General features: G+C 73.7%; 18 protein-coding genes and 1 pseudogene. 10 read left to right on the top strand and 9 right to left on the bottom strand.

The features are described 5' to 3' along the window. Nucleotides 1-119: 119 nt before the first annotated feature. Nucleotides 120-1028, top strand: a complete 909-nt coding sequence (locus B6R96_RS31935; protein ID WP_063782727.1) for an alpha/beta hydrolase fold domain-containing protein — start codon at nt 120-122, stop codon at nt 1026-1028. A gap of 27 nt (nt 1029-1055) precedes the next feature. On the opposite strand, the gene B6R96_RS31930 is transcribed toward B6R96_RS31935, so the two are convergent. Next, a complete protein-coding gene (locus B6R96_RS31930) occupies nt 1056-1793 on the bottom strand; it encodes a class I SAM-dependent methyltransferase (RefSeq protein ID WP_037859032.1) in 738 nt (245 codons plus the stop codon). A gap of 342 nt (nt 1794-2135) precedes the next feature. Between B6R96_RS31930 and B6R96_RS31925 the strand changes: the two genes are divergently transcribed. Next, the gene (locus B6R96_RS31925; protein WP_384507957.1) at nt 2136-4247 is read left to right on the top strand and encodes a PP2C family protein-serine/threonine phosphatase; all 2112 of its coding nucleotides are present in this window, start codon (nt 2136-2138) and stop codon (nt 4245-4247) included. A 24-nt stretch (nt 4248-4271) separates the two neighbouring features. On the opposite strand, the gene B6R96_RS31920 is transcribed toward B6R96_RS31925, so the two are convergent. The 3 genes from B6R96_RS31920 to B6R96_RS31910 form a co-directional block, all read right to left on the bottom strand. Beyond that, entirely contained in the window at nt 4272-6074 is a 1803-nt protein-coding gene (locus B6R96_RS31920) for a glycoside hydrolase family 15 protein (protein ID WP_081524388.1), read from the bottom strand. Nucleotides 6075-6138: 64 nt separating this feature from the next. After that, nucleotides 6139-8694: a discoidin domain-containing protein gene (locus tag B6R96_RS31915; protein WP_237291569.1), complete on the bottom strand. Its 2556-nt coding sequence runs from the start codon at nt 8692-8694 to the stop codon at nt 6139-6141. Between the two features lie 108 nt (nt 8695-8802). Beyond that, on the bottom strand, nt 8803-9720 hold the full coding sequence (locus B6R96_RS31910; RefSeq protein ID WP_081524387.1) for a LysR family transcriptional regulator: 918 nt from the start codon (nt 9718-9720) through the stop codon (nt 8803-8805). Nucleotides 9721-9792: 72 nt separating this feature from the next. On the opposite strand from B6R96_RS31910, the gene B6R96_RS31905 reads away from it, so the two are divergent. Continuing rightward, complete coding sequence (locus B6R96_RS31905) at nt 9793-11370, top strand: aminotransferase class I/II-fold pyridoxal phosphate-dependent enzyme (RefSeq protein ID WP_237291568.1); 1578 nt, start codon at nt 9793-9795, stop codon at nt 11368-11370. Here the strand turns inward: B6R96_RS31905 and B6R96_RS31900 are convergent. Next, nucleotides 11367-11930: a DoxX family protein gene (locus B6R96_RS31900; protein ID WP_081524386.1), complete on the bottom strand. Its 564-nt coding sequence runs from the start codon at nt 11928-11930 to the stop codon at nt 11367-11369. The two genes, B6R96_RS31905 and B6R96_RS31900, sit on opposite strands and share 4 nt — an antisense overlap. A gap of 121 nt (nt 11931-12051) precedes the next feature. Between B6R96_RS31900 and B6R96_RS31895 the strand changes: the two genes are divergently transcribed. Further along, entirely contained in the window at nt 12052-12516 is a 465-nt protein-coding gene (locus B6R96_RS31895; protein WP_079403985.1) for a MarR family winged helix-turn-helix transcriptional regulator, read from the top strand. Nucleotides 12517-12571: 55 nt separating this feature from the next. Beyond that, nucleotides 12572-12868 (top strand): YkvA family protein, encoded by a 297-nt coding sequence (locus B6R96_RS31890; protein ID WP_030384360.1) that lies wholly within the window; start codon nt 12572-12574, stop codon nt 12866-12868. Nucleotides 12869-12885: 17 nt separating this feature from the next. On the opposite strand, the gene B6R96_RS31885 is transcribed toward B6R96_RS31890, so the two are convergent. The 3 genes from B6R96_RS31885 to B6R96_RS31875 all read right to left on the bottom strand — a co-directional run bounded on the left by B6R96_RS31885 (nt 12886) and on the right by B6R96_RS31875 (nt 15261). Further along, complete coding sequence (locus B6R96_RS31885; RefSeq protein ID WP_081524385.1) at nt 12886-13257, bottom strand: VOC family protein; 372 nt, start codon at nt 13255-13257, stop codon at nt 12886-12888. A gap of 123 nt (nt 13258-13380) precedes the next feature. Next, nucleotides 13381-14016 carry an alpha-ketoglutarate-dependent dioxygenase AlkB gene (locus B6R96_RS31880; RefSeq protein WP_081524384.1) on the bottom strand — a complete coding sequence of 212 codons (636 nt, stop codon included), beginning with the start codon at nt 14014-14016 and terminating at the stop codon, nt 13381-13383. Between the two features lie 39 nt (nt 14017-14055). Continuing rightward, complete coding sequence (locus B6R96_RS31875; RefSeq protein WP_081524383.1) at nt 14056-15261, bottom strand: MFS transporter; 1206 nt, start codon at nt 15259-15261, stop codon at nt 14056-14058. Nucleotides 15262-15626: 365 nt separating this feature from the next. On the opposite strand from B6R96_RS31875, the gene B6R96_RS31870 reads away from it, so the two are divergent. The 3 genes from B6R96_RS31870 (at nt 15627) to B6R96_RS31860 (ending at nt 17215) form a co-directional block, all read left to right on the top strand. Further along, nucleotides 15627-15854, top strand: coding sequence for a CbtB domain-containing protein (locus tag B6R96_RS31870; RefSeq protein WP_030384356.1), 228 nt, complete (start codon nt 15627-15629; stop codon nt 15852-15854). 12 nt (nt 15855-15866) lie between these two features. After that, complete coding sequence (locus B6R96_RS31865; protein WP_053174291.1) at nt 15867-16703, top strand: CbtA family protein; 837 nt, start codon at nt 15867-15869, stop codon at nt 16701-16703. Nucleotides 16704-16828: 125 nt separating this feature from the next. Beyond that, a complete protein-coding gene (locus tag B6R96_RS31860) occupies nt 16829-17215 on the top strand; it encodes an ArsR/SmtB family transcription factor (RefSeq protein ID WP_053704447.1) in 387 nt (128 codons plus the stop codon). On the opposite strand, the gene B6R96_RS38330 is transcribed toward B6R96_RS31860, so the two are convergent. Next, nucleotides 17169-17408: a hypothetical protein gene (locus B6R96_RS38330; protein ID WP_261341253.1), complete on the bottom strand. Its 240-nt coding sequence runs from the start codon at nt 17406-17408 to the stop codon at nt 17169-17171. The two genes, B6R96_RS31860 and B6R96_RS38330, sit on opposite strands and share 47 nt — an antisense overlap. A 7-nt stretch (nt 17409-17415) precedes the next feature. Between B6R96_RS38330 and B6R96_RS31850 the strand changes: the two are divergent. After that, nucleotides 17416-17724 (top strand): annotated as a pseudogene (locus B6R96_RS31850) (LysR substrate-binding domain-containing protein); the annotation flags it as partial. A gap of 113 nt (nt 17725-17837) precedes the next feature. Further along, a complete protein-coding gene (locus B6R96_RS31845) occupies nt 17838-19199 on the top strand; it encodes an MFS transporter (RefSeq protein WP_081524382.1) in 1362 nt (453 codons plus the stop codon). Nucleotides 19200-19260: the final 61 nt, after the last annotated feature.

Here is a 19260-nt window from a genome sequence, read left to right as displayed (position 1 = left end):
TCAGTCCATCGAGACTTTCTTAAGCGGGTCGACAGCGCAGCTTCACGCCTATGCTCCTCCCGTAATGGGGAAGGGGCTCGCGCCGGCGACGGCGCGGGGCAAAAGGGGAGGTGAGGGGCGTGCCGAGTCTGCGCAGCAGGGCGCTGTCGGCGGCGCTGATCGCAGCGGGACGGCGAAGACGGTTCGCGAGCGCCGAGGCGGTCCGGACCCGCGTGGCGGAATCCGCCCGCCGGCCGGCCTCCCATCTGCCGCCGCGGTCGCTGGGGCGGGTCGCCGACATCTCGCGGACCTTCGTCGGAGCCTGGCCGGTGTACGACGTCTCCCCGGTCGGGTCGGAGCCCGCGGCCCATGTGCTGTACGTGCACGGCGGCGGTTACATCCACGAGCTGGAGCGCCCGCACTGGGCGCTGATCAGGACCCTGGTCACCCGCGCCCGGGCGCGGGTCGTCGTACCCGCGTACATCCTGGCTCCGCGCGGTACCGCCGACCGGACCGTTCCGGTCGCCGCCGATCTGCTGAGCGGCCTGATCGCGAGCGGGGGCTCCGCCGGGACGGTGCTCATCGGGGACTCGGCGGGGGCCGGGCTGGCGCTGGCGGCCGCGCAGCGGCTGCGCGACCGCACCGGGGACCAGCCGTCCCGGATCGTGCTGATCTCGCCCTGGCTGGACCTGACCATGAGCCATCCGGACCAGGCGGCCCTCGAGGCGGCGGATCCGCTGCTGGCGCGCCCGGGGCTGCTGGAGGCCGGCCGGCTGTACGCCGGCACCCTGGCCGCCGACGATCCCCGGGTGAGCCCGCTGCACGGGGGCTTCGCCGGGCTGGCGCCGATGACGGTGTTCACCGGGACCCGGGACGTGCTGACCACGGACAGCCGTGAGCTGCTGCGCCGGGCCCGGGCGGACGGGGCCGAGGTGGAGTTCCACGAGGAGGCCGGGCTGCCGCACGGGTACCCGCTGCTGCCCGTGCCGGAGGGGCGGGCGGCGCGCGAGCGGATCGTCGAGCTGGTCAGGTCGACGGCGGCGCTGTGAGGGCACGGCGGCGACGGCGGGGGTCCGCTACGCCGTACAGGTCATCAGGGAGCTGATCGGCCAGGCACGGTACGCCGTCCAGTACGCCTCGTCCCGTACGGCGTCGGCGGGCGGGGTCCGGTTCGGCTGCCAGCCGACGGTGACGAACCCCGCGTCGACGGCGGCCTCGGCGAGGTCGGCGTGGGCCCATTCGCGGAACTCGAAGGGCACCGGCGGCTCGGTCAGGAAGTGCGCCTTGAGCAGCGGCGCGTCCCCGTCCGGGAGCCGGTCGAGGATCCGCACCCCGTACGGGGACCAGTCCACACGCGGGAACGCCCCCGCGTTGGGCACGATGGCGAGCAGCCGCCCGCCCGCGCGCAGGTTGGCGCGGACGGACCGGAACATCGCGTGCAGGGACCTGCGGTCGGGCGCGTAGCTGAAGACGTACGCGGCGGTCGCGAGGTCGAAGGGGCCGAGGTGGGGCAGGCCGGTGGCGTCGGCGACGTGGTACTCGACGTCCGGCCGGTCCTTCGTCGCCTCGTGCTCGCGGGCCTGGCGGATCATCTCCTCCGAGACGTCGACGCCGACGGTGCGCCGGGCCCCGCCGCGGGCCAGCAGCCGGGTGTTGTATCCGTATCCGCAGGCCAGGTCGAGGGCGTCGAGTCCGCGCACCCCGCCGAGGGCGTCGAGGGCTCCGTGCAGGGTGTAGGTGTCGGCCGCGGAGAAGGCAGCCGTGCTGGTGGACTCCGCATAGCGCTCGCCGATGGTGTCGTACTGGAACCGCATGCTCTGCCTTCCGGGGGCCTGCCGGGGGTGGGACGCCTGCGTATCGTGCCCCGCGCCGCGTCCGGGGGCTGGTCCGCACACCCGTGCGTCCCCCGGATGAGGGAAACCGTCGGCCGATCGGCCGGGACGGGGCCGGTCGCCGCCGGGATCGGCCGGGACACCCGCAGGGATCGGCCGGGACACGGCAGGGATCCGCCGGGACCGGCCGGGATGCAGGGGGCGTCGACGAGGGCGCATCCTGACTGTGTGATGGCGAGAGCGGACAGCGCCGGCGCCGCGCCCGACACCACGGATGCCCCTGATGCGACGGCCCAGGTGCTCGCACGGGCCGCCGTGAACGCGATGGAGGCCGTCGGTGGGTACGCGGCCGGCGTCTACCTGCGCTCGCCCACCACCGGGCTGCTCCTGATGGCCGTGTTCACCGGGTTGCCGCTCCAGCTGTTCCGGCCGTGGTGGCGGATGCAGGTGAACCGCCCGTACCCGGTCGCCGAGGCCTACCGCTCCGGGCAGGCGGTGCTGCTGCACGACGCCGAGTCCGCGATGAGCCGCTTCCCCCAGCTGATGGCCGGGCTGCCCTTCCCCTTCGCCTCGCTGTACGAGCCGGTGACCGCCGGGACGGAACGATTCGGCGTACTGGTGGTGCTGCGCGAGGCGACCCCGGGCATCCCGGTCGGGACCGCGGACCGCGAGCGGCTGCGGCGGGCCGCGGAGCGGCTGGCCGCCGACCTCGTCGCGCTCGCGGCGGCCGGGGCGCCCGTGCTGTGGGAGGGCGACCCGGTGAGCGGGCCGGCGCCGGCGCCCGAGGCCGGGGCCGAGGGGGCGCGCAGGGCTGCGGACCGCCTCGCGCAGGCGGTCCTGTCCCTGGACCGGCAGGGCCGGATCGGCTACGTGAACACGGCGGCGGAGCACCTGCTCGGCATCGGCGGGCCCCAGCTGCAGGGGAGGCTGTTGTGGGAGGCGCTGCCGTGGCTCGGGCACCCGGCCTACGAGGACCACTTCCGGGCCGGCTTCATGTCCGGGGAGCCGGTGCACTTCGCCGCCCGGCGCGGCCGGCACGCGCCCGCGCAGTGGCTGTCGGTGGACCTGTACCCGTCGGTCGACGGGGTGACGCTGACGCTGGGCACGTCCGCGAAGCCCGCCTACGCTCCGGCGTCCCGGGCCGGCCGCGACGCGGATGCCGCCACCGCCACCGCTTCGGCCGGCGACACGGACGTGGACGCGGACGCGGAGCTTCACGCGTCCGCCGACGAGGCCTCGGCGCTGTACCGGCCGGTGGCCCTCGCCATCGCGCTGACGGAGGCCGTCACGGCCCGGCAGGTGTCGGCCGTGGTCACCGAGGAGCTGCTGCCGGCCTTCGGCGGCCGCCAGCTGGCGATCTACCTGCTCGACGAGCGGCACCTGTACCTGGCCTGGGAGACCGGTTTTCCGCTGGGCTTCCTCAACCGGTTCGACGGGGTCTCGCTGGACGTCCGGCTGCCGGGGGTCGAGACCCTGACCACCGGCCGCGCGATGTTCTTCGAGTCGATGCAGCACCTGGCCGCCGCCTATCCGGGCATTCCGCTGGACGCCGATGTCGGCGCCCGTGCCTTCCTGCCGCTGATCGCCTCCGGCCGGCCCGTCGGCTCGTGCATCCTCGGCTTCGACGCGCCCCGCGGCTTCAGCCCGGAGGAGCGTACGGCGCTCACCGCGCTCGCCGGCCTGATCGCGCAGGCCCTGGCACGGGCCCGGCGCTACGACAGCGAGGCGGCGCTCGCCCGCGGCCTGCAGTCGGCCCTGCTGCCGCACCGGCTGCCGGTGCGCGAGCACGTGGCCACGGTCGGCCGCTACCTTCCCGGCACCCAGGGCATGGACGTCGGCGGCGACTGGTACGACGTCGTCGAGACCGGTACCGGCCTGCTGGCCCTGGTCATCGGCGACGTCCAGGGCCACGGGGTGGCGGCCGCGGCGACCATGGGTCAGCTGCGCAGCGCGGTACGGGCCTTCGCGCTCAGCGGCAGCACGCCGCAGCAGGTGGTGAGCGGCACCAACCAACTGCTCATCGACCTGGATCCGGGCCAGTTCGCCAGCTGCTGCTACATGCTGCTCGACCCGGAGTCGGGCTCCGTCATGGCGGCGCGGGCCGGGCACCCGCAGCCGCTGCTGCGCCACCCGGACGGCCGGACCGAGGTGCTGGACCTGGCCGGCGGGGTGGTGCTCGGCATCGACCCGGAGGCCTCGTACCCGGTCACGGAGCTGCGGCTGACGACGGGCTCGGTGCTCGCCCTCTACACGGACGGGCTGGTGGAGAAGCCGGGCACCGACATCGACGTCGGCGTGGAGCGGCTGCGCAAGGCCCTGGCCGCGGCCCGGCCCGCCCCGCTCACCGAGGCCGCCGACCGGCTGATCAGCGAGGCCGGCAACACCGCCGACCGGCCGGACGACATCGCCCTGCTGCTGGCCTCCCGTACCGACTAGCGGCGGCGGCCGCCATCGGCGGCGTCAGCGATCGGAGCCGGAGTCGGAGCGGGCCAGGACCAGCGCGGTGTTCACCAGGCCGACATGGCTGAACGCCTGCGGGAAGTTGCCCAGTTGGCGTCCGGCGAGGGGGTCGTACTCCTCGGCGAGCAGGCCCACGTCGTTGCGCACCGCCAGCAGCCGCTCGAACAGGGCGCGGGCCTCCTCCCGCCGGCCCGTCATGTGCAGGGCGTCGGTCAGCCAGAACGAGCAGGCCAGGAAGGCGCCTTCGTCGCCGGGCAGTCCGTCGACGGTGGAGCCGCCGGTGCTGTAGCGGCGGACCAGGCCGCTGCTGCCGAGCTCGGCGCGCACCGCGTCGACCGTGCCGATGACCCGCGGGTCGTCGGGCGGCAGGAAGCCGACCCGCGGGATGAGCAGGGTCGCGGCGTCCAGTTCCTCGGAGCCGTAGTACTGGGTGAAGGTGCCCCGCACGGGGTCGTAGCCGTTGTCGCACACCTCGCGGTGCACCTCGTCGCGCATGGCCCGCCAGCGCTCGACCTCGCCGGGGATGGAGGGGTCGCTCTCCAGGGTCCGTACGGCCCGGTCGGCCGCGACCCAGGCCATCACCTTGGAGTGGACGAAGTGGCGGCGGGGGCCGCGGACCTCCCACAGCCCCTCGTCGGGCCGGCGCCAGTTGCGCTCCAGGAAGTCGAGGAGCGCGAGCTGGATCCGCCAGGCGTGGCGCTCGGCGGGCAGTCCGGCCGACCTGGCCAGGTGGAGGGAGTCGATGACCTCCCCGTACACGTCCAGCTGGAGCTGGTCGACGGCGGCGTTGCCGACGCGGACCGGGGCGGAGCCGGCGTAACCGCGCAGCCACGGCAGTTCGTTCTCGGGGATGCGCCGTTCGCCGGCGATCCCGTACATGATCTGGAGGTCGGCGGGATCGCCCGCGACAGCGCGCAGCAGCCATTCGCGCCAGGCCCGGGCCTCGTCGAGGAAGCCGGTGGACAGGAGCGAGCCGAGGGTGAGGGTGGAGTCGCGCAGCCAGCAGTAGCGGTAGTCCCAGTTGCGGATGCCGCCGAGCTCCTCGGGCAGGGAGGTGGTGGCCGCGGCGACGATGCCGCCGGTCGGGGCGTAGGTGAGGGCTTTGAGGGTGATCAGGGAGCGGGTGACCGCTTCCTCGTACGGGCCCTCGTAGCGGCATTGGGAGGTCCACTCCCGCCAGTCGGCGAGGCTCTGCTCCAGTGCGGAGAAGGGGTCGCAGGGCTCGGGGCGCGGCCGGTGCGAGGGGTGCCAGGTCAGGACGAAGGCGACGCGCCGGCCGGCGGTGACCGGGAACTGGGAGAGGGTGCTGTTCTCCTCGCCCCAGGTGCGGACCGGGGGGTCGCTGCGGAACCAGGCGGAGTCCGGCCCGGCGATGGCCACCCGGTCTCCGTCGCTGCGGCGCACCCAGGGCACGACGTGGCCGTAGTCGAAGCGCAGGCGCAGGGTGCTGCGCATCCTGACCGTGCCGCTGATGCCTTCGACGACGCGGATGAGGTCGGGTGCGGAGCCCTCGCGCTGGGGCATGAAGTCGGTGACCTTGACGGTGCCGGTTTCGGTCTCCCAGTACGATTCCAGGATCAGTGAGCCGTCGATGTAGGCGCGGCGGGTACAGGGCTCGCCGGGGGCGGCGTCGAGGGGTGCGATGCGCCAGTGGCCGTTCTCCTCGTCCCCGAGGAGTTTGGCGAAGCAGGCCGCCGAGTCGAATCGCGGCAGGCACAGCCAGTCGATGGACCCGTCACGGCCGACCAGCGCGCTGGTCATCAGGTCGCCGATGAGTGCGTAGTCTTCGATGGGTTGTGTCATTTGTGCGCTATTCCCCTGAATGTCCGGGGCCAATCAGCTCAGGCCCCGGACACCGCTCACAGGATCAGGAGATGGTGACGAACCGGCCGATGCTCGGCACCCCCTGGGCGTCGAGGGCGAAGAGCATGTAGGTGCCGGGCAGCACCACCCCGGTGTCGGCCGGTATGGACACCGTGTACGAGCCGCCTCCCGCGGCCGTGGAGACCAGGGGCACCCGGCGCTGGTCGTTGTCGGTGGAGTGGGTCGCGGCGGCGGCCCGCATCAGGACGAAGGACGCCACCGGGCTGTCGGTGCTCACCGTGAGCGAGGTGCCCGGGGCCGTCCTGGGGGGCACGCCCGCGGTGATGGCGGGGCGCGGCTTCGGTGATCCGTCCGCGGCCAGCAGGTACGGCGGGGTGAAGATCGCCCCGTCGGCGTGGTTGGTCGCGCAGTCGCCGCACAGTCCGCCGCCGCCGGAGAAGATCCGCCCGTCGGGCAGCAGGTTGGCCACGCTGTGGTAGTTGCGCGGGACGGCCATGGTGGCGAGCGGGGTGAAGCTGCCGGTCGCCGGGTCCCACAGCTCGGGGGCCAGCACGGAGGTGGCGTCGCTGAACGGCACCGGATAGCCCTGGCCGCCGAAGACGGCCACCTTGCCGTCGGGCAGGACCACGCTGTTGCTGAAGGCGCGGGCATGCTCCATGTCACCCGTCCGGGCGGCCTGGACCTGGCTGCCCGTGATGCCCACGGTGTAGGCGCGCCGGGTGGCGGGGGTCTTCTCGTAGGCGGGCGAGCCGCCCAGGGTGAGCAGCTTGCCGATGTCGTAGGCCACGGCGTTGCCGGTCATCGCGTCCTGGCTGTCGGCCCGGGTGCCGGCGGAGGTGATGCTTCCGCGGCCGCTGGTGGTGATCCAGTTCATCTGCTTGCTCGGGCCCAGCTGCAGCACCTTGCCGCCCGAAGTGGCGTGCAGCCACATGTGGTTGTCGGCGCGGTAGGGTCCGGCCGGGTCGGCCGTCAGCGCCGGGGCGGCCGAGACCCCGGGCAGGCTGCGCCAGGTGCGGGTGTCCGGCGACCAGACCTCACCGGCCTTGTCGGTGCCCGTGGTGCCGCTCCAAGATCCGCCGAGGACGAAGGCCTCGCCGGTGGAGAGCAGGGTCATGGCCTGGTAGCCGCGGGCGATGTTCATGCTCGTGGTGGCCGACCAGTCGTCGGTGGCCGGGTCGTAGATGCTCGCCTTCTCCGCGTTGCTGCCACCGGTGACCAGGACCCGGCCGTCGGCGAGCATGGCGATGCCCGGGCAGAACATGTCGTGTCCGGTGTTGTCGATGCGGCGCTGGGTGACCTTGCCGGTCTTCAGGTCCAGGATCGCGGTCTGGGTGTAGCCGTTGCTGCCGCCGAAGCGGTCGACGGCGTACGCGGACCAGGCCAGCAGCTTGTCACCGGGCAGGGCGGCGGTGGCCACCGGCACCAGCGGGAAGCCGGTGATGCGGCCCCAGGAGCCGTGCACGGCCGGGCTGGCCGGGCCGCTCAGCCGTATCTCACCGGCCGAGGTCCAGGGGCCGCGGCCGCCGGCCTCGCTGGTCACGGTCAGCCGTACGTAGCGGGCGGTCTCGGCGCGCAGGAAGGTGGCGGTCTTGACGGTGTCGTCGTCCCGCCAGGTGCCCGCGGCCACCGGCGCCCCGAAGGTGGAGCCGTCGGTGCTGGTGGCGATGGAGTACGCGCCCGCGCGCCCGTTGGACCCGTCGGGGCGGGGATGGTAGACGAGGGCCGAGACGGCCGCCGTGCGGTGCATGTCGATGGTGATGCTGTGCGGCAGCGGGGTGGGGGCGGGCGCCCACTTGCTGTGCCAGATGGTGTTGTCGTTGCCGTCGAGCACGTTGGCGGCGCGGCCGTTCTCGCTGCCGGTCTCCTCGTCGCTCGCCGTCGCCGTCCACCCGGTCCGGGCGAGGTCGACGGTGGCCGCCGGGGTACCGGGGTCGCCCAGCAGGTCGATCTCGGCGGCGGAGGACCAGGGTCCGCGGCCGCCGGCCTCGCTGAGCGCGGTCAGCCGGACGAACCGGGAGCCCTGCGGGGCGAATCCGAGGGTCTTGGCGCCCGCGTCGTCCGCGAGCGTGCCGGTGGCCACCGGGCTCGCCCAGTTCTGCCCGTCGGTGCTGAGGCTGATGCTGTACTCGCCCACGCGCCCGTTGGGGCCGTTGGTGCGGGGACGGTAGACGAGCGCGGAGACGACCGCCGTGCGGTGCATGTCGACGGTGATGACGTGCGGCAGCGGGGCCGGGGTGCCGGTCCACCTGCTGTGCCAGAGGGTGTTGACGTTGCCGTCGAGCACGTTGGCCGCGCGGCCGTTCTCGCCGGCCGTCTCCTCGTCGCTCGCCGTCGCCGTCCACCCGGCGCGGTCGAGGATCGGAGCCGTCGGCTCCATCGCGTTCGCCGGGGCGATGCCGTGGTGCGGTGACTGGGTCGCCGTCTGCTGGTCGACGGGTACGGGCGCGGGCCGCGGAGCCGGCGCGCGGCCGGCCGCCGCCGTGCTGGTGACCCCGAGCCACGGGATCAGGCCGATCAGCAGGGAGCCGAGGCCGAAGGCTATGAGCAGGTGGGAACGGCGTAACCGGCGGTGAAAGGCGAGGAAGCGCCTGGACTGCAATCTGACCTCCCGGGGCGAACTGATGTGCCCCGTAGAACATAGGTCAGCGTGTTGGCAACTCGCTTGGACTCAAAGAGAGTTGGCGTAAAGCCGCATGGCCGGTTCGATTCAGGCCGACGCCCAGCGGTCCGTGATCAGCGCGGCCTGCTCCCCCAGCGCCCCGATCAGTTCCTGCGCGGCGCCCGCCGAGGTGGAGCGCAGCACGGCGACGCTGATCTCCCGGGCGAGGGCGGGACTGGCCAGGGGCCGTACGGCCAGGTCGGGGCGGTGCGGGCCGAGGGCGAGCCGCGGGACGAGGGCCACGCCCGTGCCCGCCGCCACCAGGCCCTGCACGACCGCGTAGTCGTCGGTGCGCATCACGTGCAGGGGCTCGTACCCCTCCTGGCTGCAGGCCCATGCCAGTACGCGGTCGCAGGGGTCGTGCGGGTCGGCGGCGCCCACCCAGGCGGTGTCCCTCAGGTCGCCGAGGGAGACCTGGTCCAGCGATGCGCAGGGGTGGTCCTCGGGCATGACCAGGAGCAGTGGATCGGAGAGCAGCGGATGGACCTCGAAGTCCTCGTCGAGGTCCAGCCTGTCGCCCGGCTGCGAGAAGACGAGGGCGGCGTCGAGCTCCCTGGCCCGCAACCCGCGCAGCAGCAGGGGGAGCTCGCCCTCGGTGAGCGAGATGTGGACCCCCTGCTGGTGCAGGCGCTTGACCGCCGGCGCCAGCAGCAGGGCGCCCGCGGTGGGAAAGGTGCCGATGTGGAGGGTGCGGGTGCCGCGCTCGGCGAGGTCGCGCACCTCCAGCTCGGCGTGGCGCAGGCGCTCCAGTACCGCCTCGGCGTGCGGCAGCAGGGCTTCGCCGAGCTCGGTCAGCGTGGCCCCGCGCGGTCCGCGCTGGACGAGCCGGGCGTCGAAGTGGGCTTCCAGGGCTGCGAGGTGGTGGGTGATCGTGGGCTGGCTGTAGTGCAGTGCGCGGCCGGCGGCGGCGAGCGAGCCCTCCTGCGCGATGGAGCGGAGTACCTGGAGATGCCTGACCTCGAGCATATAGACATCGTATGGAGGGGTAACGAAAAGTCCACTGTTCCTCAATGACCGGACGGCTGTCACGCTCCGGGGGTGAACATCAGAACGGCCGAACACCGCACCCCCTCCCTCCCCCTCTCCCCCGCCGGCCAGCTGCGCGCCCCGTACGCCGAGGCGGTGCTGGGCCACGCGGGACGGGACTGGCTGAGACTCAACGTCCCCGGCCATGCCGCGGCTCCCGGGTCGGACCTCGCCGGTTTCTTCGGCCCGCGGATCACGGCCCTGGACTTCCCACCGCTGCTGGACGGCATCGATCTCGGAGCGGACACCCCGCTGGACCGGGCGCTGGCGCTGGCGGCCGAGGCCTGGGGAGCGCGGCGCACCTGGTTCCTGACGAACGGCGCCTCGCAGGGCAATCAGATCGCCTCGATGGTCGCCCCCGCGCTGGGGCGCACGCTCGTCGTGCAACGCAGTGTGCACTCCAGCGTGATCGACGGGCTGGTGCTGTCGGGCATGGACGCCGTCTTCGTCCAGCCGTCCGTCGACCCGGAGCAGGGCATCGCGCACGGCGTGACCGCCGCGGACGTGGCGGAGGCGCTCGACCGGACCCCGGACGCGGCCGCCGTGTACATCGTGTCCCCGAGCTACTTCGGCGCCGTGGCCGACGTACGGGCCCTCGCGGACACGGCCCACGCGGCGGGAGTACCGCTGATCGTCGACGAGGCGTGGGGATCGCACTTCGGCTTCCACCCCGGTCTTCCCTCGAATGCCCTCTCCGAGGGCGCCGATCTGGTGACGTCCAGTACGCACAAGCTGGCGGGCAGCCTGACGCAGTCGGCGATGCTCCACCTCGCGGAAGGCCCCTTCGCGGACCGGCTGGAACCCCTCGTGGACCGGGCGTTCCGGCTCGTGCAGTCCACCAGCGCGAGCGCGCTGCTGACCGCGTCGCTCGATCTCGCCCGAAGGACTCTGGTCACCGGCACCGCCGCGACGGGCCATTCGGTGGAGGCCGCGGACCGGGTACGCGGCGCCGTCCGCGCCCTGGGCCGTTTCGAGGTGGTGAGCGACGGGTTCGGGGCCTTCCCCGACATCGTCCGAGCCGATCCGCTGCGCATCGCGATCGACACCCGCGCCGGCGGGATCCCGGGCCACGAGGCACGGCGGCGGCTCTTCCTGGACCACCGGATCATGGTCGAAGTGGCGACCGACGCGGCGATCGTCGCCGTCATCGGCGCGGGTTCCGTCCCCGACACCGACCGGTTCGCAGAAGCCCTGCACACCCTGCCCTCCCCGCTCACCGCCGACCCGGCGGGCGGCGGAGCCGGCGGCATGCTGCGTCTGCCGACCCCCGGCGCCACGGAACTCACCGCCCGCGAGGCGTTCCTGAGCCCGGCCGTGGCGGTGTCCGCGCAGGACGCCGTCGGACGGATCTCCGCGGACACCCTGGCGGCGTACCCGCCGGGCATCCCCAACGTCCTGCCGGGCGAGGTCATCACCGCCGAGACCGTCCGCTTCCTTCAGCGGACGGCGGCCGCGCCGAGCGGCCATGTCCGCGGCGCACTCGACCCGGGCGTGACGCGCCTGCGCGTCGTCGCCCGACCGGCATGGCGGCAGGGGGTACGGACCGGCGTCCGTACCCCCTGCCGCGAACGGGCCGGCCAGACGTCCTAGTTGCGGACGAGGAGCAGTACGGCTGCGAGGACCACGCCGAGGGCGACGGCGAGGGCGCCGTGCGCGAGGCGGTGGTTCCGCACCACGGGCAGGAAGCGGTCGACGGCGTACCGGCCGGGGCCGGTGAGGGCGAGGGCGGCGGCGCCCGCGGTCAGCAGCAGCTCGTACTCGATGCCCTTCGGGGCGAAGAAGGCGTCGGCCCCGTGGACGGCGATCGCGTTGATCAGGGTGCCGACGATCGCGGCGCCTGCGAGCGGGGTGAGCAGCCCGAGGACGAGGCCGAGCCCGCCGAGGGTCTCGGTGAGGCCGGCGAGGACCGCCATGGCGTCGCCCGCGGGGTAGCCGCTGGCGGTGAAGAACTGACCGGTGCCGCTGATGCCGCCGCCCCCGAACCAGCCGAAGAGCTTCTGCGTGCCGTGCGCGGCCATGGTCAGGCCGAGTACGACGCGCAGGAGCAGCAGGCCGGTGTCGTGGCCCGGGGTGGAGAGGACGGCGGACTGGGGTCGTGCGGCCGGGGCGGCGGCCTGCGGCTTCGTCGCGGTGACGGAGGGGCTGGTCATCGGGGGGTCCTTCCGGTCGGGCGGCCCGTGGGGAGGCAGGAGGGAGTTGTTCAAATTCGAACCGCGGAGCCCCGACCCTAACCATTGATTCAAATTGGAACAACCCGTGTAGTCTGGCGCCATGGCTGAACCGAGATGGCTGGACGACCGCGAGATGCGGGCCTGGAGCGGATTCCTCGCCGCGTCGGCCCTGGTGAACCGCCGCCTCGACCAGCAGCTGAAGGACGAGGCCGGGCTCTCCCACCCGCAGTACGAGATCCTCGTGCGGCTCGCCGCGGCGCCCGGGCGCGAGCTGCGCATGACCGAGCTCGCCAACGGCCTGATCAACTCCAAGAGCGGGCTGACCTACCAGGTCACGCAGATGGAGAAGGCCGGGCTGGTCCGCCGCCGCAGCTGCCCCTCCGACGTGCGCGGCGTCTTCGCCGTCCTCACCGACGCGGGCAGCGCCAAGCTGGAGGAGGCCGCACCGGGGCACGTGGCGACGGTCCGGGAGATCCTCGTCGACGTCCTGACCCCCGGGCAGCTCGACGCGCTCGCCGACGGGCTGGGCGAGGTCGGCCGCCGGCTGCGCGGCGAGGGCGTCTGAAGGGATCCGGGCACGGACCGGGTATCGCCGACCGAAATCGGGGTATACGGCCGCCATGGACGGAACGGTCTGGCTGGTACTGGGCGTGGTCGTCGCGGTGGGGCTCGGTATCGCCGCGGCGGTGCTTCTCGTACGGGTCTTCGCGGCCCGGCGGCTGCTGCTCGATGCGGGAATCCCGCTGCGCGACAAGGCGCTCTTCTGGGTCGCCGTCGCCTACACCGTCTCGCCGGTGGACCTGATTCCGGACCCGGTGTACCTGGACGACATCGGGGTCCTGCTGCTGGCGCTGCGCTCGCTGCACGCGGCGGCGGGGGCCGTCCGCCCCACGAAGGAGCCCGGCGCCACCGCCTGAGCGAGCCCCGGGTCGGGTCAGACGTGCTGGTCGAAGAGGACCGGATTGCCGTCGGGGTCGAGGATGAGGAAGCTGCCCGGGCCGGAGCCCGACTCGTCGACCTCCGTCAGGAACTCCACGCCCCGCGCCTTCAGCTGTCGCTGCACGTCACGGATGTCGGTGAACGTCTCGAGCGCGGTCGCGCTGCTGTCCCAGCCCGGGTTGAAGGTCAGCATGTTCTTCTCGAACATGCCGACGAAGAGCCCGATGACGATGTCGGCGTTCTTCAGGATGAGCCAGCCCTGTTCGGGGTTCCCGCCGAAGACCGCGAACCCGAGCTTCTCGTAGAACGCCCGCGAGGCATCGAGGTCGCGCACGGTCAGGCTCACGGAGAAGGCGCCAAGATCCATGCGCACCAGCCTGAACGCCCCCGGGCGGCGCCGCAACCGCGCCCTCGGCCGGGCGGCCGCGGGCGGCGGAGCACGGACGGCGGAGCACGGGCGGCGTGAGCCCGGCGGTGGGCGGCCGGGAGCTCAGCGGACGCCGCGGGGCCGGAACTGGATGCTGATGCGGGGGCCGACGGCCCGCGTCGACTTGGGTACGGCGTGCTCCATGGTCCGCTGACAGGAGCCGCCCATGACGACGAGGTCGCCGTGCCCCAGGGGCAGCCGCAACAGGGTCGCGCCGCCGTCGCGGGGGCGGAGGGCGAGATCCCGCGGATCGCCGACGGAGACGATGGCCACCATGGTGTCCTCGGTCGACGAGCGGCCGGTCCGGTCCCCATGCCAGGCGACGCTGTCCCGGCCGTCGCGGTACAGGCACAGACCGGCAGTGGTGAACGGCTCGCCGAGCTCGGCGGCGTAGTGGCTGCCCAGCGCCTCGCGGGCGGCCGTGAGCGCGTCATGGGGCAGGGGCTCGCCCTCACCGTAGAAGGCGAGCAACCGGGGCACCTCCACCTCGCGCTCGTACATCTGCCGCCGCTCGGCGCGCCAGGGCACGTCGGCGGCCAGCCGCTCGAAGAGTGCGTCGGCGCCGCTCAGCCAGCCGGGCAGGTGGTCGACCCAGGCCCCGGCCCCGAGCGCGGTGCGCCGCAGGCCGCCGAGGGGGCCGAGCCGGATCTCGTCACCCTGGTCGAAGAGGGAACCCTGAAGGCCCTGGACTGCGTGCATGCCCCCAGCCTAACCCCACTAACCGAACACGTGCACGAATTACGTGGGCTCCGCACGCCTCGTCGGCCGGCAGAGCAGGGTGACGGCCACGGACACCCCTGCGGCGACGGCGATCGCGGCGCCCGGGGCGAGGTACTGGGCCAGGCCGCCGACGAGCGCGGCGCCGAGACCCTGCCAGGTCATCCGGCCGGCCGACTCGACCCCCTGGACCTGGCCGCGGATCGGGGCGGGGGTCTGTTCGAGGAGCTGCTCCTGGAGGGGCAGGGTGGCCGCGAAACCGGCACTGGCGAGGAACACCGCGACCACCAGGACCGGAACGGGCGGGTGGAGGGCGAACAGCAGGAAGGGGGCGGCGAGCAGCAGCCGCAGGGCGAAGGCGTACCGGCGGCGCCCGTCGGCGGTGAGCAGCCGGCCGACGGCCAGGTCCCCGAGGAGCATGCCCGCCGATCCGGCGGCCAGGAGGATGCCCGCACGGCCGGGGTCGTAGGAGAGGAAGAGCGCCTCGCAGCCGACGATCAGGCCGTTGGGCACCCACAGGTTCAACAGCAGCCTCCGGCGGCCCGGGTGGGAGAACAGTTCCGCGTTCGCGGCCCAGGTGCGGCGCAGCCCGGGGCGGCGGGTGGGCCGGATCGAGTGTTCGCGGACGGTGGCCGCCACCACGGCCGCTCCGAGGCCGGTCAGCGCCGCGGCCGTGAGGAAGAGCCCCTGCGGGCCCAGGCGGCGCAGCAGGACGGCGCCGAGGGCGAAGCCGATGATCGCCGTGCCGCCCGAGGTGATGTTCATCAGCGAACGGGCGGGCGCGTAGGCGCCGATGGGTACGGCCTCGGCGAGCAGCCCCAGCCGGGCGCCGGTGCCGAGGGACTGGAAGAAGCCGAGGGTCAGCAGCAGGGCGAACCGGACCGCGAGCGGGAGCGCCGGGACCGCCTGGGCGGCGACCCCGGCCAGTGAGGCGAGTTGGAGCAGGACGAGGGTCCGGCAGGGCCGCTCCCCGTCGGCGACCGACATCAGGGTCAGCGCGCCGAGCACCGTCGCGAAGGTGGCGCCGTACATGCTCACGGCCGTCAGGAACGGGGAACGGGTCTGCTGGTTGACCAGGGTGCCGAGCGCGAATCCGGACAAAGTACTTGCGGCGGTGGTAAGGGTGAAGCTGATGTAGAGACCGCTGAACTCCTTGTTGCGGAGCAGGTCTCGGTAGCCGGTGGGGGGCGAAGGCAGGACGGAGCGGGCGAACCGGTGTGAAGGCATGAAAAAAGCCTCCGGACACCTGCACGCGGGCAGGCACACCGAAGGCCGACGCGGTCATTTTAGCAGCCCTGCCGTCCAGTTGGTGGACTCTTCGGGTCCACCGGATCCTGCATCAGCCGTATTACCGCAGCGTAGGCGTGTGATCAGGGACTCACGGTCTTGGCCGCAGGCCCGGCGCACGGTAGCGTCACGGCGACATTCCACATAGCGACGACGGCGAGACGGAAGCCCGGTGTGAATCCGGCATGGTCGCGCCACTGTGTGCTGCGGCGGCACCCTTCGGGTGGCGGCGTGGCGAGTCAGACCCGAGGACCGTCGTCCTGCACCACCGTATGGGACGCGTTGTTCCCCGAGGAGGTTCCATCATGGCCGAGGCTGTCGCTTCCGCTGCCATATCCACCCCCGCCGGCTCCCTGTCGGCTCCGCTGCCCGTGCGCGCGGTACTGCCCTGGGCGCTCTTCGTCGGCCTGCTGATGCTCGTCGCCCTGTACTTCGTCGGCGCCGAGCAGGGCGCCACCGCCGTGTTCGCCGGTGAGGGCGTGCACGAGTGGGTCCACGACGGTCGTCATCTGCTCGGCTTCCCCTGCCACTGAGAGGCCACGCACATGTATGCCTCTACCGTCAGAGGACTACTGGTCCGCGGCATGCTCGCGGGCCTGATCGCCGGACTGTTCGCCTTCGCCGTCGCCTATGTGGTGGGTGAGCCCCCGGTACGGGGTTCCATCGCCGTGGAGGAGGCCCAGGCCGCCAAGGACGCCGCGAGCGCCCCGAGTGCTCACGCCGGGCACGGTGGTGACGCCGCGTCGGGCGAGGCCGCCGAGGAGGAGGAAGAGCTCGTCAGCCGGCCCGTCCAGTCGACCGCCGGCCTGGCCACGGGCGTCCTCGTCTACGGGGTCGCGCTGGGCGGCATCGCCTCGCTCGCGTTCTCGTTCGCCCTCGGCCGGGTGGGCGGGTTCAGCCCGCGGGCCACTGCGGCGCTCACCGCGGCGGGCGCCTTCGCCACGGTCTACCTGGTGCCGTTCCTCAAGTACCCGGCCACCCCGCCGGCGGTCGGCAACCCGGACACGATCGGCCAGCGCACCACGCTGTTCTTCCTGATGATCCTGCTCAGCGTGCTGCTCGGCGTCGGCGCGATCATCCTCGGGCGGCGGCTGGCACCGCGCCTGGGCAACTGGAACGCGACCCTGGCCGCGGCCGGCGGCTTCGTCGTCGCCGCCGCCGTGGCGTTCGTGTTCCTGCCGGACAACAGCGATGCGGTTCAGCCCGGTTTCCCCGCCGCCCTGCTGTGGGAGTTCCGGGTCGCCTCGCTGGCCGTCCAGCTGGTGCTGTGGACGGTGTTCGCCATCGTCTTCGGTGTCCTCGCCCAGCGGCTCCTGGCCGCGCGCTCCGAGGGCACGGAAGCGGCGGCCGCGGCCCGGCAGGAGGCTCCCGCGCTCGGCTGACGCCGACCGCCACGCCGCTGCGCGGGCCCCGTCGACCCCTCAGGGGGTGGCGGGGCCCGCGCATGTGCGCGTACCGGCGTGCGCAGGGCGCCCGGCGCGGACTCCGCCCGCCTTACGATGTGGGCATGAGTACAGGCACGCATCCGGCAGGTGCACGCGGTGCGCAGGCGGAGCGGTACCCGGGCGACCGGAGCGGTCCGGGCGACCTGGACGATCGGGTGGAGGTCGCCGCGTCCGTACTCGCCCTGCTCGCCGACCGCACCCGCCTGTCGCTCGTGGAGCGCCTCGGCCGGGGCGAGGCCGATGTCACCACCCTCACCGAGGCCTGCGGGGCAGCCCGCCCCTCCGTCAGCCAGCACCTCGCCAAGCTCCGCCTGGCCGGGCTGGTCACCACCCGCAAGGACGGGCGCCGGGTCGTCTACGCCCTGGGGCACGGGCATTTGCGCCGGCTGGTGGACGAGGCCCTCAACGTCGCCGACCACCAGCTCCGTTCCCTTCCGCCGCACGACTGACGGCGGCGACGGCCGGAGCGGGGCGGGCGGCCCGGATCCGGCGGCGCGCGGGCAGCTGTCCCGCGACGATCGCGGCGAGCGCGAGCCCGAAGCCCACGAGTTGCACCGGGCCGAGGGTCTGGCCGAGTACGACGGCCCCGAGCAGCGCGGCGACCAGCGGCGAGAGCAGCCCGAGCACCGCGACGGAGGTCACGGGCAGGGACCTGCCTGCCGGGACGGCCGGACGCGTCCAGTCCGACCTGGCCTTCTCGGCCGCCGGCCTGGTCCGGGACGTCGCCTTCGAAGTGACCGGTGCGGACTGCATCGCCCGGCTCGTGGGGCCGGGCCTCGCGGTGGCCATGCCGCCCGCCGCCTACGCGCCCCGGCTCGCCGGGGTCGTGACCGTCGAGGTGGCCGACGCCCCGGCCCGCGTCGAGTACGTCGTCCGGCACCGGACCGGCCGCACGCCCGCGGCGACCGCCTTCCTCACCTCGCTCGAGGGCGACGCACTCGGCGGGCCCGACTCCTGACCCCACCCGCCGGCCGGCGACCGGCGTACAGGTGCACAGGTGCACAGGTGCGCACATGTTGACTACGCTGAATCCGACATGCTGTCATCGATCCGCCGACCGGGACGGGGACCGTGCTGTCCGTACTGCGCAACGGCACCTATCGCCGCCTGTTCACCGCCCAGGTCGTCGCCCTCGTCGGGACCGGCCTCGCCACCGTCGCCCTGAGCCTGCTCGCCTACGACCTCGCGGGCGACGACGCCTCCGCGGTCCTGGGCACCGCCCTCGCGATCAAGATGGTCGCCTACGTCACCATCGCCCCGGTGATCGGCGCGCTCGCCGACCGGATTCCCCGCCGCACCCTCATGACGGCCATGGACCTCACCCGCGCCGGTGCGGCCGCGGCCCTGCCCTTCGTCACCGAGATCTGGCAGATCCACGTCATGGTCTTCCTGCTCCAGGCGGCGTCGGCGGCCTTCACCCCGACCTTCCAGGCCACCGTCCCTGCGATCCTGCCCGCCGAACGCGACTACACCCGGGCCCTGTCGATGACCCGGCTCGCCTACGACCTGGAGAGCCTGTTCAGCCCGGTCCTGGCCACCGCCCTGCTCACCCTGGTCCCCTACGACGGGCTGTTCGCCGGGACCACCGTCGGCTTCCTCGCCTCCGCCGCGCTCGTCGTCGCCACCGCCCTGCCCGCGCCCGCCCCCGTCGAGCGGACCGGCGGGATCCACGCCCGGGCGGTCTTCGGCACCCGCCTGCTGTGGGCCACTCCGCGCCTGCGCGCCCTGCTCGCGCTCGACCTCGCGGTCGCCGCCGCCGGGGCCGTCGTATTCGTCAACACCGTCTCCCTGGTGCGCGGCCACCTCGACCGCCCGGCCGGCGCCGTCCCGCTCGCCCTCGGCGCGTACGGCGCCGGATCGATGCTGACCGCGCTCCTCCTGCCCCGCCTCCTGCAACGCTCCACCGACCGCGCGGTGATGCTCTGCGCCGGCTTCGCCCTCCCCGTGGTGCTCGCGGCCGGGGCGGCGCTCACCGCGGCGGGCCCGCGCGCATGGTCCTGGCCCGCGCTCCTGGCGGTCTGGGCCGCCATCGGCGCCGCCTGCTCCGCGGCCCTGACCCCGGCGGGGCGGGTGATCCGCCGGTCCACCGCCGAGGCGGACCTGCCCGCGGCGTTCGCCGCCCGCTTCTCGCTCTCCCACGGCTGCTGGCTGCTCACCTACCCGCTGCCCGGGTGGCTCGCCCCCGGAGTGGGGCTGTCGCTGACCGTTCTGGTCCTGGGAGTGCTCGCCCTGGGCGCCGCCGCGGCCGCGGCGTGCATCTGGCCCGCCCGTGACCCGTACCGGCTGGAACACCTGCATCCGGACCTGCCGCCCGGCCACCCGCACCTCGCCGACGCCCGCCCGGCCACCGGCGGCTGGCAGCACGGGCACCACTACGTCATCGACCGGCACCACCACCGGTGGCCCGGAAAAACCCCTGGCCGGTCGGCGTGAGGGCCGATACGATCACCGCGATGACCACTTCTTCCGCTCACAGATCGGGGGTCTCGTCCAC

It is taken from the genome of Streptomyces sp. Sge12, from assembly GCF_002080455.1.
Classification (GTDB): domain Bacteria; phylum Actinomycetota; class Actinomycetes; order Streptomycetales; family Streptomycetaceae; genus Streptomyces.
The sequence above is the reverse complement of the archived record's forward strand: the minus strand, read 5'-3'. Positions and strand labels throughout refer to the sequence as shown.

What these genes read in the sequence shown, in the direction of transcription:
- B6R96_RS31930 (WP_037859032.1), bottom strand. Translation starts at nt 1,793, where the DNA reads ATGCGGTTCCAGTACGACACCATCGGCGAGCGCTATGCGGAGTCCACC.
- B6R96_RS31925 (WP_384507957.1), top strand. Translation starts at nt 2,136, where the DNA reads ATGGAGGCCGTCGGTGGGTACGCGGCCGGCGTCTACCTGCGCTCGCCC.
- B6R96_RS31920 (WP_081524388.1), bottom strand. Translation starts at nt 6,074, where the DNA reads ATGACACAACCCATCGAAGACTACGCACTCATCGGCGACCTGATGACC.
- B6R96_RS31910 (WP_081524387.1), bottom strand. Translation starts at nt 9,720, where the DNA reads ATGCTCGAGGTCAGGCATCTCCAGGTACTCCGCTCCATCGCGCAGGAG.
- B6R96_RS31900 (WP_081524386.1), bottom strand. Translation starts at nt 11,930, where the DNA reads ATGACCAGCCCCTCCGTCACCGCGACGAAGCCGCAGGCCGCCGCCCCG.
- B6R96_RS31895 (WP_079403985.1), top strand. Translation starts at nt 12,052, where the DNA reads ATGGCTGAACCGAGATGGCTGGACGACCGCGAGATGCGGGCCTGGAGC.
- B6R96_RS31890 (WP_030384360.1), top strand. Translation starts at nt 12,572, where the DNA reads ATGGACGGAACGGTCTGGCTGGTACTGGGCGTGGTCGTCGCGGTGGGG.
- B6R96_RS31885 (WP_081524385.1), bottom strand. Translation starts at nt 13,257, where the DNA reads ATGGATCTTGGCGCCTTCTCCGTGAGCCTGACCGTGCGCGACCTCGAT.
- B6R96_RS31880 (WP_081524384.1), bottom strand. Translation starts at nt 14,016, where the DNA reads ATGCACGCAGTCCAGGGCCTTCAGGGTTCCCTCTTCGACCAGGGTGAC.
- B6R96_RS31875 (WP_081524383.1), bottom strand. Translation starts at nt 15,261, where the DNA reads ATGCCTTCACACCGGTTCGCCCGCTCCGTCCTGCCTTCGCCCCCCACC.
- B6R96_RS31870 (WP_030384356.1), top strand. Translation starts at nt 15,627, where the DNA reads ATGGCCGAGGCTGTCGCTTCCGCTGCCATATCCACCCCCGCCGGCTCC.
- B6R96_RS31865 (WP_053174291.1), top strand. Translation starts at nt 15,867, where the DNA reads ATGTATGCCTCTACCGTCAGAGGACTACTGGTCCGCGGCATGCTCGCG.
- B6R96_RS31860 (WP_053704447.1), top strand. Translation starts at nt 16,829, where the DNA reads ATGAGTACAGGCACGCATCCGGCAGGTGCACGCGGTGCGCAGGCGGAG.